Annotated in this window: 11 protein-coding genes; 5 read left to right on the forward strand and 6 right to left on the reverse strand. The window is 70.1% G+C overall.

Annotation, left to right across the window (positions count from 1 at the left end; genetic code table 11):
• Nucleotides 1–100 precede the first annotated feature (100 nt).
• Nucleotides 101–2,503: a P-loop NTPase fold protein gene (locus AB0I82_RS04965; RefSeq protein ID WP_363255652.1), complete on the forward strand. Its 2,403-nt coding sequence runs from the start codon at nt 101–103 to the stop codon at nt 2,501–2,503.
• Nucleotides 2,504–2,567: 64 nt separating this feature from the next.
• On the opposite strand, the gene AB0I82_RS04970 is transcribed toward AB0I82_RS04965, so the two are convergent.
• A complete protein-coding gene (locus tag AB0I82_RS04970) occupies nt 2,568–3,122 on the reverse strand; it encodes an RDD family protein (RefSeq protein WP_363255653.1) in 555 nt (184 codons plus the stop codon).
• A gap of 64 nt (nt 3,123–3,186) precedes the next feature.
• Complete coding sequence (locus AB0I82_RS04975) at nt 3,187–3,807, reverse strand: XRE family transcriptional regulator (RefSeq protein ID WP_363255654.1); 621 nt, start codon at nt 3,805–3,807, stop codon at nt 3,187–3,189.
• A gap of 108 nt (nt 3,808–3,915) precedes the next feature.
• Between AB0I82_RS04975 and AB0I82_RS04980 the strand changes: the two genes are divergently transcribed.
• The 3 genes from AB0I82_RS04980 (at nt 3,916) to AB0I82_RS04990 (ending at nt 6,428) form a co-directional block, all read left to right on the forward strand.
• Nucleotides 3,916–4,893 carry an NAD(P)/FAD-dependent oxidoreductase gene (locus AB0I82_RS04980; protein ID WP_363256080.1) on the forward strand — a complete coding sequence of 326 codons (978 nt, stop codon included), beginning with the start codon at nt 3,916–3,918 and terminating at the stop codon, nt 4,891–4,893.
• Nucleotides 4,894–4,936: 43 nt separating this feature from the next.
• The gene (locus AB0I82_RS04985; RefSeq protein WP_363255655.1) at nt 4,937–5,518 is read left to right on the forward strand and encodes a TerD family protein; all 582 of its coding nucleotides are present in this window, start codon (nt 4,937–4,939) and stop codon (nt 5,516–5,518) included.
• 133 nt (nt 5,519–5,651) lie between these two features.
• Nucleotides 5,652–6,428: a class I SAM-dependent methyltransferase gene (locus AB0I82_RS04990; RefSeq protein WP_363255656.1), complete on the forward strand. Its 777-nt coding sequence runs from the start codon at nt 5,652–5,654 to the stop codon at nt 6,426–6,428.
• A 28-nt stretch (nt 6,429–6,456) separates the two neighbouring features.
• Here AB0I82_RS04990 and proP read toward each other — a convergent pair whose 3' ends face one another.
• The 4 genes from proP to AB0I82_RS05010 all read right to left on the reverse strand — a co-directional run bounded on the left by proP (nt 6,457) and on the right by AB0I82_RS05010 (nt 11,240).
• Nucleotides 6,457–7,992 carry a glycine betaine/L-proline transporter ProP gene (gene proP / locus AB0I82_RS04995; protein WP_363255657.1) on the reverse strand — a complete coding sequence of 512 codons (1,536 nt, stop codon included), beginning with the start codon at nt 7,990–7,992 and terminating at the stop codon, nt 6,457–6,459.
• 324 nt (nt 7,993–8,316) lie between these two features.
• On the reverse strand, nt 8,317–8,481 hold the full coding sequence (locus AB0I82_RS05000; protein WP_363255658.1) for a hypothetical protein: 165 nt from the start codon (nt 8,479–8,481) through the stop codon (nt 8,317–8,319).
• Between the two features lie 117 nt (nt 8,482–8,598).
• A complete protein-coding gene (locus AB0I82_RS05005; RefSeq protein ID WP_363255659.1) occupies nt 8,599–9,861 on the reverse strand; it encodes an amidohydrolase in 1,263 nt (420 codons plus the stop codon).
• A gap of 68 nt (nt 9,862–9,929) precedes the next feature.
• Nucleotides 9,930–11,240, reverse strand: coding sequence for an MFS transporter (locus tag AB0I82_RS05010; RefSeq protein ID WP_363255660.1), 1,311 nt, complete (start codon nt 11,238–11,240; stop codon nt 9,930–9,932).
• An 84-nt stretch (nt 11,241–11,324) separates the two neighbouring features.
• Between AB0I82_RS05010 and AB0I82_RS05015 the strand changes: the two genes are divergently transcribed.
• On the forward strand, nt 11,325–12,398 hold the full coding sequence (locus AB0I82_RS05015; protein WP_363255661.1) for an Lrp/AsnC family transcriptional regulator: 1,074 nt from the start codon (nt 11,325–11,327) through the stop codon (nt 12,396–12,398).
• Nucleotides 12,399–12,401: the final 3 nt, after the last annotated feature.

Raw genomic sequence — 12,401 nt, forward strand, 5'->3', positions numbered from 1 at the left:
GCCGGAGCCCGGAATCCGGCCGGGGCTGGGACCGAGAGGGTGAGAGAACTCATAATGGACAGCCGCGCTCGGACCATCGCGCACGGACCATGGGGGACGAATGGCACGGCTGCCCGATCCACGAAGCTCACAGGCCGTTCTCATTGGCTGCAGTCGCTATGCGGAGCTGGAGGACATACCCGCGATCCACAACAACCTGGTGGATCTGAGCGCCATCCTCGAAGAATCGGATGGATTCCGGCAGCCCGTGGTCGTCGCCGAACCCCGCGATATCGGCGAGGTCGGCTCTGCGCTCCGGCTGCAGGCAGACTGGACCGACGATGTGCTGCTCGTCTACTACGCGGGCCACGGTCTCGTCGGCGACGACGGGGAATTGCATCTCGCTTTGTCGAACACCAGACAGGAGGAACTCTCCACCTCGGCCCTGCCCTTCACGACCGTACGGCGCATCCTGGAGCGAAGCCCGGCACGGGTCAAGATCGTGATCCTGGATTGCTGCTACAGCGGCCGCGCGCTGGCCACCATGGCCGGCAGCCCCGCCACGAGCCTCGCCGCTCTGAGCGAAATCTCCGGAACCTTCACCCTGACGTCGTCCTCGGCCACCAGACTGTCGATGGCCCGCAGCGGCGAACCGTTCACGGCCTTCACCGGCGAGCTGATCAGACTGCTCAAGCAGGGCATTCCCGGGCCGGCCGAGCTGCTGACCCTCCAGGCCGTCGCGGTCGAGCTGCAGCACACCATGCGCGCCTTGGGGTATCCGCCACCGCAGGTGCAGAGCGTCAACAGCGCCGGCGAGCTGGGCCTGGTCCGTAATCCGGCATACGACCGGGCGTACGGCGGGGTGACCGGCCCGGCCGCCTCGGCACCGCCAATTCCCCCGACGACCGATGCGTACGCGCGCTCCGAGGAGGCCGTCTCCGACGACGACACCCAGGACGTCCGGGAAATCGAGGACATCGGGAATGTCGAGGATGTCGAGGACGTCGAATGGTTCCATGACGCGCCCGCCACTGTGGACCTGCTGAACCGCGCGCCGGTGGCGAAGGTGCTCGCCCTGCGTCTGGTGGAAACCCATATGACGCAGCCCGACACCTCTTTTCTCGTCCATCTCGACGGCCCGTGGGGCAGCGGCAAGAGCAGTCTGCTGAATTTGCTGGAGGAGCACGTCGACGGCTCTTTCCGGGTCGCGCGGTTCGACGCCTGGCAGCAGTCGCGGCTGGCGCCTGCCTGGTGGTCCCTGCTCACCTGCCTGCGTCAGGAGGTCACGCGTGGCCGCCCCTGGTGGCGGCGCCCTTTCATCCGGATCAGGGAATCGGCCGCACGCGCCCGCAGGACCGGCGCGCCGTATGCGATGGCCTTTGTCGTCGTGGCCGTTCTCGCCGCCCTCATCGGCTATCTCATCTGGCCGAAGAATCCCAGCCTGCTCAACTGGCAGGAACAGGCAAAGGCGGTCACGGCACTACTGGCCGCTCTCGGCACGCTCGGCGCCGGGGTCCTGGTCGCCGCCCGCCTCTTCCTGTGGGATTCGGTACGCGGCGCCAGACTGTTCGAGCAGACCCAGGCCAATCCGATGGCGGACATCTCGGCCCACTTCCAGTGGCTGCTCCGGCGTGCCGATAAACCGGTCGCCTTCTTCATCGATGATCTCGACCGTTGCGACCGGGCGTACGTGGTGGAATTCCTGGACATGATCCAGACCCTGGTGCGCACCATGGGGGCCGCACGGAGCGGCGACAAACAGATCGGCAACAACGGGGCGAATGCGGGGGCCTATTTCGTCGTCGCGGCGGACGGCGCGTGGCTCCGACGCAGCTATGAATCCGCTCATGAGTCGTTCGTCGACTGCATCACCGAGCCCGGCAGACCGCTCGGCTATCTCTTCCTGGACAAGCTCTTTCAGCTCTCGCTCCCGATGCCGGCACTCTCCGCCGCTGCTCGGTCCTCGTTTCTGGACGAGATGCTCAGGGTCACGGATACGCGCCCGGAGGCGGAGAGCGCGCCGCTCCAGGAGTCGCCGCGGCCACGGGCCGACGGGGATTTCCTGGACCGTCTGCGGCGGTTCGAGGTGGGCCGTGCGGAATGGGTGTCGGAGGCGATGAACAGCGTCACGGAGCGCCGCCGCGCCGAGCACACCCTGCGGAAATTTGCTTCCGTACTCGGCGACAATCCGCGGGCGGTCAAGAAATTCCTCAACACGTACAGCATCCTGCGTTCGATCCGGATTCTGGAGGACATCCATGTGGATCCGGACGCGCTGGCCCTGTGGTGCCTGCTCTGCGTCCGCTGGCCGAACATCGCGGACCGGCTGGCCGCCTGTCCGGAAGCGGTGGAGGGCATCGCCGAACCCCTGTGGCGCTCCGAGCACTTCCCGGAGCCGCTGCGCGCCGCGGCGGAGTCGCCCGAGCTCCGGGCCGTGGTGACCTCACCGGACGGCGGACCGCTGACGCCCGACCTCATCCGCCAGTGCTGCGGCGCCCGCCGCAGCAGGACCGGCGGACGGTGAGTGTCCACACACGTCCGCCGGTCGACTGCCGGGTGTCTGCGGTCTACTGCCGGGTGTCGACGATCTACTTCGGTGCGGCGTCGGCGCGGAGGACGATCACACTGGTCATCTTGTCAGCGAACGTCTGGCTCTTGGCATCCCAGAGGGCCCACCACCAACCCAGCCCGAACACCACGTTGTTGAGGAACTGGAGCAGTCGGCGGCCGAGGGCCGGACCGACGCCGAGCGGCCGGCCGTCCCGCTCGCGGACGGCGCGGATACCGAGGACCTTCTTGCCCACGGTCTGCCCGGTCCGGCCCTCGCGCCGCAGCTGGAAGACCACGGCCACGATCATCGCCAGGATCCCGATCCAGGCCACGATGTTCGCGAAGACCTCACCGCTCTCGCCCGAGCCGGCCTCGATGCCGCCCCCGATGCCCACCAGCAGCCACATCGGCCCGAAGTTGATCAGCACATCGAGCACGAACGCACCGGCACGCTGCCCCCAGCCGGCATACGGAGGCTGCTGCGGTGCATACGGAAACCCGGCTTGTTGCGGCGGCGGGTAGGGCGACCCGTATGCCTGCTGCCGGGGCGGATACCCGTACGCCTGCTGCTGCGGCGGCCCGGGGTGACTCACTACGAATACTCCTCTTGTTTACTGAAGATGGGCACTGAAGGGTAGCCCGGTCCCCCGGTAGCGCTCAGCCACCGGCCCCTCCCTCCCGCCCCTCCCGAGCCTTCGGCTTCGCGCGTACGTGCATGCGCTCGCCCTGACGGCCGAAGAGGCTCAGCAGCTCGACCGGCCCGTCGCCGGTACTGCCGAACCAGTGCGGCAACCGGGTGTCGAACTCCGCCGCCTCGCCCGCCGCCAGTACCAGATCGTGGTCGGCCAGGACCAACCGGAGCCGCCCGGAGAGCACGTAGAGCCACTCGTACCCCTCGTGCGTGCAGGGCTCCGGTTCGCACCGGGTGGCCGGGATGATCATCTTGAAGGTCTGCAACGGGCCGGGCTGCCGGGTGAGCGGCAGCACGGTGTTGCCGTTCACGCGCTGCGGCGTGAGGCGGATGCGGGGATCGCCGACCTCGGGGGCGACGACCAGCTCGTCCAGCGGCACTTGGTGCGCCTGCGAGATCGGCAGCAGCAGCTCCAGGCTGGGGCGGCGCTGCCCGGCCTCCAGACGGGAGAGCGTGCTCTTCGAGATACCGGTCGCCTCGGAGAGCGCCGCCAAGGTCACGCCGCGCTGGGTGCGCAGGCGCTTGAGGCGGGGGCCGACTTCGGTGAGGGCGCGGGCGATGGCAGGTGAATGCTCCACACCGCCCATTGCACCGCTCCGTCCCGGAAATGGCAACAGAAATTGCCTCTTCTGGGCGGCAGTCGCACCCTGGGGCCACACGTCACCACCGCGAGCAACAGAAGGGCCGTGAGCACCATGACAACGAACACAACAGCCAACGATTCGGCGTATGACGTGGTGGTAGTCGGTGCGGGTGCCGGCGGGCTCAACGCCGCGTTGGTACTGGCCCGCGCCCACCGCCGGGTGGCGGTGGTGGACGCGGGACAGCCGCGCAACGCCCCCGCCACGCACATGCACGGCTTCCTCTCCCGGGACGGCATGGCACCGAAGGAGCTACTGGCAGCCGGTCGCGCCGAACTGACCGGCTACGGCGTGAACCTGATGGCAAGTCAGGTAGACCGAGTGGACGGAGCAAGCCCTCATTTCCACGTACAGCTGGCCGGCGGCCCCGTACTCGCCGCCCGCCACGTCATCATCGCGACCGGACTGCGCGACGAGCTGCCCGATATCCCGGGTGTCCGCGAACGGTGGGGCAACGACATCCTCTTCTGCCCGTACTGCCACGGCTACGAGGTCCGTGACCAGCCGATCGGGGTGCTGGGCACGCACCCGGGCGCGGTCGGCCACGCGCTGCTGGTGCGCCAGTGGTCGGACGACATCGTGTACTTCTCGCACACCGTGGAGCCGGGCGAGGAGGACCGCGAGCGGCTGACCGCCCGCGGCGTGCGCATCGTCGAGGGCGCGGTCAAGCGGCTCGTGGTGGCGGACGACCGGCTGCGCGGGGTCGAACTGGCCGACGGCCGCGCAGTACCCCGCAGCGCGGTCTTCGTCGTCCCGACGATGGTGCCCCGCGACGCCCTGCTCACCGGCCTGGGCTGCGCGAAGGACGACAACGGCTGGGTCACCACCGACCGCGCGGGCCGCACCGACGTGCTCGGAGTGTGGGCGGTGGGCAATGTCATCGACCCGCGCGCGATGGTGGTCACCGCGGCCGGCATGGGCGCGGCCGCGGCCTTCGCCCTCAACCAGGAGCTGGTGAACGACGACATCACCCGCGCCGTCGAACACCACCGCACGGCCACGGCCACGCCCCTGCCACCCCTCGTGCACTGACTCCCTCTACCGCCGGGACCCGACACGAGCGAGGCTTCTCCGTATGTCCGTGAACCTGAACAAAGGCCAGCAGATCAGCCTGAGCAAGTCCGACGGCGGCACGCTCAGCGTCGTACGCATGGGACTGGGCTGGCAGGCGGCCCAGCGCAAGGGCTTCCTCGCCAAGCTCGCCGGCGCCCGGGAGATCGACCTGGACGCCTCGGCGGTGCTCTTCTCCGACAAGCAGCCCGTGGACGTTGTCTTCTTCCGGCACCTGACCAGCGACGACGGTTCCGTACACCACAGCGGGGACAACCTCGTCGGCGGTACGGGCCAGGGCGACGACGAATCCATCGCGGTCGACCTCCGGCGCGTCCCGCCCCACATCGACCAGATCGTCTTCACGGTGAACTCCTTCACCGGCCAGACATTCAAAGAAGTGCAGAACGCATACTGCCGACTGATCGACGAAAGCACCGGTGAGGAACTGGCGCGCTACACCCTCACCGGCGGCGGCGAGCACACCGCCCAGATCATGGCCAAGGTCTACCGCTCGGGCACCACCTGGCAGATGGCCGCCCTCGGCGAACCGGCCATGGGCCGCACCTTCCAGGACCTGATGCCCTTCATCGGCCCCTTGCTCTGACCACCCCGGCGGGGGCCGCACAAGGCCCCTGCCGGCTACCCACACCCATCTATACATCGCGCGTATACACACCATGTATAGTCCGACGGACCGGCGAACCCCGCCTCACGTTGGAGTACTTGGAGTTCTACGCATGGCCACGAAGAAGAACCTGGTCGCCAACCGCGCCGCCCTCGCCCACAAGGTCCGGTACGCCATAGGCCACCCGCACCGGATCGCCCCGTACGTCAAGCGCGCGGCCCGGGACCGCTGGCTGGCCTTCAAACACCCCGACCACGTCGGGTACTACCGCGCCGTCATGGCCTCCGACACCCGCCGCAACCCCGAGGCCGCGGTCGGCAGCCGGACGCACGACCGCTGGCTGGCGCTGGGGAAGATGCAGTTCGACTACCTCCGCGAGCACGGCCTCACCCCGCAGAGCCGGATGCTCGACATCGGCTGCGGCAACCTCCGCGCCGGGTGGCACTTCATCGAGTACCTCGACGCCGGGAACTACTACGGCATCGACATCTCCCCCGACATCCTCATAGCCGCGAAGCGGACGCTGACCGGCCAGGGCCTCCAGGACAAGGTGCCGCATCTGACGATCACCCAGGACCTCACCCTGGACTTCCTCCCCGACGCCCACTTCGACGTCGTACACGCCCACAGCGTCTTCTCGCACTCCCCCATCGAGATCATCGACGAGTGCCTCGCCCACGTCGGCCGCGTCCTGGCCCCCGGCGGCTACTTCGACTTCACCTTCGACCGCACGACGGGTACCGAGCACCAGGTCCTCCGCGAGGACTTCTACTACCGCACCGAAACCCTCATCGCCCTCGCCGCGAAGCACAACCTCCATGCCCGCTTCATGGAGGACTGGGAAACCCGCGGCCACGGCCAGTCCAAGCTCAGAGTCACAGCCGCCTGACGCGCCCGGGGACGCTCTCCTCGCGGGGCTACTCCTTGTCCTTCCTGTCCTTGTCATGGCGCGGCAAGTGGCCCTGACGGAGGCCGATCCAGACGTCGCGGGCGCGGCGGCCCGCGCGGGTGCGGCTGTGGGCGACGAGCTGGCGGGCCTGTTGTTCGTCCTCGACCATGTGCGAGGAGCCGCGCAGCGGCTTGCCCGCCGTCTCGTGGAGGAAGACGGCCGAGATGACGCCGATGATGCCGGCCGCCATCAGGTAGTAAGCGGGCACCATCTTGTCGCCCGTGGACTCCACCAGCGCCGAGGCGACCAGCGGGGTCGTACCGCCGAAGAGCGAGACGGAGACGTTGAAGGCGACGGACAGGCCTCCGTAGCGCAGGTGGGTGGGGAAGAGCGCGGGGAGGGTGGACGCACTGGTGCCCGCGAAGCAGACGAGCAGCAGGCCGAGGATCACGCAGCCGATGGCGGGGAGGAGGATGCCGCCCTGCTTGATGAGGAGGAAGGCGGGGATGGCCAGGACGACCATCGCCGAGCCCGCCCAGAGGAACATGGGGCGGCGACCGTAGCGGTCCGAGGAGCGGCCGACGGTGGTGATGGTGAGGACGACCAGGACCATCGTGCCGAGGACGAGCAGTTGGGCGGTCAGGCTGGGTTCGCCGAGGGTGCTGGTCATGTAGGTGGGCAGGTAGGAGGTGACCATGTAGTTGGTCACGTTGTAGAGCAGCACCAGGCCCATGCAGATGAGGATGGCCTCCCAGTGGTGCGTGAACAGCTCCTTCAGGCGGCCCTTGCCGGACATCCGGGCCTGCTCGACCGGGTCCTCCTCCATGGAGCCGCCGTCCTTCTGCGCCTCCTTGTGCTTGGCCTCGACCTCCTGGAAGGCCGGGGTCTCCTCCAGCTTCATCCGCATGTAGAGGCCGATCAGGCCGAGCGGCCCGGCGACGAAGAAGGGGATGCGCCAGCCCCAGGAGAGCATCTGATCGTCGCTGAGGACGGCGGTCAGGACGGTGACGAGGCTGGAGCCGAGCGAGTAGCCGACGAACGTGCCGAAGTCGAGCCAGCTCCCGAGGAAGCCGCGTTTGCGGTCCGGTGAGTACTCCGCGATGTAGGTGGTCGCGCCCGCGTACTCACCGCCGGTCGAGAAGCCCTGCACCAGTCGGCACAGCAACAGCAGTATGGCCGCGGCCAGGCCGATGGATTCGTAGCCCGGCAGGAAGCCGACCGCGAAGGTGCTGATCGCCATCATGATCATGGTGGCGGCGAGCACCCGCTGGCGTCCGATGCGGTCCCCCAGCGGCCCGAAGACCAGGCCGCCGAGCGGGCGCACGAGGAAGGCGGCGGCGAACGTGGCGAAGGTCGAGATCACCTGCGCGCCGGGCGAGCTGGAGGGGAAGAAGACCTTGCCGAGCGTGGGGGCGACGTAGGCGTAGACGCCAAAGTCGAACCACTCCATCGTATTGCCCAGGGCCGCGGCCGAAACCGCCCGTCTGACCTTGGGTTTGTCGACGACCGTGACGTCCTCGGGGGCCACCGGGCGCTTGCGTCGGCGCAGCAGCGTACGCACCATGCGCTCGGTCCGTACGCTGCCCGATCCGTACCCGGCGGACTGCGTTCCCTTGCGCGCTTGCCTGGATCGTTCGTTGTGCCCGTGTTTCATGGCTCCGCGTACTCGTCGTCGGGTCGGGTGGCGTGGGCGGGTGCCGTCCGGAGCGCGGATGACCGCCGCGACTGGCACGCTTTCGTCATCCTATTGCCGGTTTGCCCCGCTGAGCACAGTTTGCCAGTGCGCGCGCCGTACGGGCCGTAAGCCCCCTAAGCTCCTCAAGTTCCCACCGGCCCCCGCGTACCCACATGACCGCGGGCAAACGGCCCCCGCCCGCTCCCGCCGCTCTCAGTCCCGCTTCGGGGCCGGCCCGGGCTTTTCGCCTCGTACGGACGGCTGGTCCGCGTTCACCTCCTCGGCGCTGCGGTCCCGCTCGTCCTTGGCGGGCTCGCGTTTCTGGGCCGGTGCCATCCGCTCCTCGCGCGGGTCCCGGTCCGTACGCTCCTCAGCCATGCTTCCTCCCTGGTCCGCGGCGACGGGCGGGCTCCCGCCGCCGCTTCCATCTGCTCACGCCCGACCGCCCCGGGCGACCTGCCACTGCTCCGAACGGCGGCGTGTCCCTCGCTTCCCTCACTCGCCACCCGGGCGCAGCCACTCCGTCGTCACGGCGAGGAGGTTGCGGATGCCGGCCGGGAGGGTGGGGGCCGGGTCGGGGGCGTAGTGCGGGGAGTGCGGCGCGGGGATGCCGGGCGGCTGGGCGCCGCGGTGCAGGGCGGCGATGCCCTCCTCGGAGAAACGGTCGTGCGCGATGCCGCCGAAGTGCCAGAAGACCGAGGGGCAGCCGGCCGCGGTCCCCAGGGCCCCGAAGTCCTCGCTGGCTGCCAAGGGGGCGGACAGAACGTGGACGGGGACGTCCGTCGCCTCGATCGCGGTCAGTACGCGGTGTGTTGCGTCCTCGTCGTTGAGCGTGAGCGGGAAGGGGTCGTACGGGGTGATCTCCGGCGGCCGCGGCACGTCGAAGGACTCCGCCTCGGTCCGTACGATGCGCCGGATCGCCTCGAACGCCTCGTCCCGTGCCTCCGGGCTGAACGTCCGCAGGCTGAGCAGGAGTTCGGCGGTATGCGGAATGATGTTGGCTGCCGACCCGGAGTGCAGCGCGCCGGCGGTCAGGATCGTCGCCCGGGAGTACGGGGCCTGGCGGGCCGCGAAGGTCTGCAGGCGGAGGACGACCGTGGCGGCCAGTACGAGCGGGTCGACGCAGTACTGCGGGGTCGAGGCGTGCCCGCCCGCGCCGTGCAGGGTGACGCGCAGGCTGTCGGCGGCCGCCATCAGCGGGCCGGGACGGGTCACCACCAGGCCGGCCGGGAAGGGCCCGACGTGCTGGCCCAGGCACACGTCGGGGCGCGGGAAGCGGTCCAGCAGCCCGTCCGCCAGCATGGCGCGTGCGCCCTGTCCGACCTCCTCGGCGGGCTGGAAGACGGCCACGACCGTGCCGCGCCAGGCGCCCGGGTGCGCGGCGAGCTGGCGGCAGGCGCCCAGCAGACAGGTGACATGGACGTCGTGGCCGCAGGCGTGCATGCGGCCCGGCTCGGCCGACGCGTACTCCAGGCCGGTCTCCTCCTGTACGGGGAGCGCGTCCATGTCGGCGCGCAGCAGCACGACCGGGCCGTCGCCGTTGCGCAGTACGGCCACCACTCCGGTACCGCCGACGCCTTCGCTCACCTCCCAGCCGGCCTCGGCGCGCAGTTGTGCGGCCACGGCGGCGGCCGTGCGGTGCTCGGCGAAGGCGAGTTCGGGGTGGGAGTGCAGGTCGCGGTAGAAGGCGTCCCAGTGCGGGAGGTGACCGGCCAGGTCGGCTTCCAGGGAGACGGAGGTGGTGGTGGGGGCGGTCACGGGAATCGGGGTCCTTTCGGTCGGGAGGGCGACGGCGGCTCAGGCGCGAGGTATCTGCGTACGGCGGCTCAGGCGCCAGGCGTCTGCGTACGATCGCCTGCCGGCTGCGTACGATCGCCCGTCGGCTGCATACGGTCGTCCGGCATACGGTCGTCCGGCCGCACCCCGGTCGCGCCGTCGGCGGCCGGGAAGCCGGCCAGGAAGCGCGGCGTCGTCTGGGGCACTCGCAGGGACACGAGGATCGCGAGCGCCGGGCCGACGATGAGCATCGTGAAGGCCGCTTCGTACGAGAAGTGGTCGACCACCGTGCCGAAGACGGTGGGGGTCAGGATGCCGGACAGCTGGCCGCCGAACAGGATGATCCCGGAGGCGACCCCGCTCAGCCCGGGCGGCAGGCTGCGCAGCGGGACCGAGAAGCAGGGCAGATAGCACAGGCCCGCCGCGCCGCTCAGCAGCGTTCCGCACAGGACGAACTGAGGGATGGTGGCGGTGCGGGGCAGCAGGAAGAGCAGTACGGCGACGGTCAGCATCGCGGGCACGATGATGCGGCGCGGCCGGCCCTCGAAGCGGTCCGACAGCTTGCCGCCGAGCACGGCGCCGGCCGCGGCCAGGACGGTCGGGCCGAGGGTGACCAGCCCGGCGGAGCCGACGTGCAGGCCGCGCTCCTCGATGAGGTACGAGCCGCTCCAGGAGTTCAGGCCCCAGATCACCACGTCGTAGGCGAAGAACAGCAGCGCGAAACCCCAGATGGCGGGCGAGCGCAGCACCGCCCGCACCGCGCCTTCCATGCGCGGGGCGTCGGCCCCGGTGTCGGCCTCGGGCAGCGGCGCCGGCATCCAGCGCCGTACGGCGACCAGGACCAGTACGCCCAGCAGGCAGACGGTCAGGAACATGGCGCGCCAGTCCCACAGGGACAGCAGTACGGACGCGATGACGGAGGCCAGCAGGCCGCCGACCGCGTTGGAACTCTGCAGCCAGCCGGTGGCCGTCATGCGCTGGGCGGGGGTGCTGCGCCGGCTCAGCGTGCTCAGCGCCGCGCCGGGGAACAGCCCCTGCGCCGCGCCGAAGAAGCAGCGGATGACCAGCAGCGCGGCGAACGACCAGGCCACGGCCGTCAGTCCGGTGAAGAGCGACCACTGGACCAGCGCCAGGGAAGCCATCCGTACGCCGCCGAAGCGGTCCGCCAGCAGGCCGCCGGGTATCTGGAAGAGCGCGTAGGTGAGGAAGAACGCGGAGACGATGAGGCCGCGCGCGCCGTGCGAGAGGCCGAACGTCTCGCCTATCGACGGCAGCGCGAGATTGATGACGAGCCGGTCGATGTAGTCGACGGTCCAGGCGGCGAAGAGCAGTACCACAGTGATGCGTGTGGTTCTGTGCATCGGCACCCGGGGGGTTCTGCGCATCCGCACGGCATGATCCTCCTGCTCTACCGGGTGGGCGGGGGTTCGGCCACAATGCACGCCATGGCGTTTCCCGTGGTCCCCACGCCGGTTTCCGGCGCAGTGCCCCGCCGTCCGCCGGAATCCGCCGCGCTGAGCGAGACGGACCTGGCGCTCGTCGAGGCGCTGCAGGTCGCGCCGCGGGCCCCGTGGACGCGTATCGCGGCGGCCGTCGGCATCGACGCCACGACCGCGGCCCGGCGCTGGAACTGGCTGGCCGGGCACGGGCTGGCCTGGATGACCGCGTACGCCTCGCTGCCGGGGATGCCCGTGGCGTACATCGACGTCGCCTGCCGGCCGGAGCGGCTGCTCGCCGTCAGCGCGCGGCTCAGCGCGTCACCGTACGTCTTCAGCATCGAGCGGACGGCCGGGCCGCATCAGCTGCTGCTGTACGTGATCACCCGCGATCTGGCGGGCATGGACGCGTTCGTGAGCGGTTTCCTGGGGCGGCTGGACGGTATTTCGGCGGTACGGGTGAGCCTTCAGGCGCGTACGTACCGCGAGGGCAGCGGATGGCTGCTGCACACGCTGGACAGCGACCAGCGCCGGACGCTCGGCCCGCGCGAGGGGCCGGGGCCGCAACGCGCGGCCGCGCTGGGCGAGGCCGACACCCGGCTGTTGCGGGCGCTGGGCGAGGACGGCAGGCGGGCGTATGCGGATCTGGCGCGGGAGTGTGCGATGAGCGAGACGACCGTGCGGCGGCGGCTGGCGCGCCTGCTGCACCACCCGGAGGTGCACTTCCGCTGCGATGTGGCGCAGCGCGCCGCGGGCTGGCCGGTCATCGCGACGTACCGGCTCGACGTGCCGGCCGATCTGCTGGACAGCACCGGACTGGCGCTGGCCGCCTTCCGGGAGACCCGGCTGTGCGTCGCGGTGACCGGCGCCGCCAATCTGTTGTTCTCCGCCTGGATACGGTCGACCGCGGAGTGCCATGCGCTGGAGACCCGTATACGGCGCCGCTTTCCGCACCTCCGGGTCGAGGAGCGGGAGCTGACGCTGCATACGATCAAGCGGATGGGGCGGCTGCTGGACGCGGAGGGGCGGGCGGTCGGGCACGTACCGTTGCGGGCGCCGGGCCCGGCCGCCGGCCCGTACTGAGTC

The organism is Streptomyces sp. NPDC050315 (assembly GCF_040655775.1).
Taxonomy (GTDB): domain Bacteria; phylum Actinomycetota; class Actinomycetes; order Streptomycetales; family Streptomycetaceae; genus Streptomyces.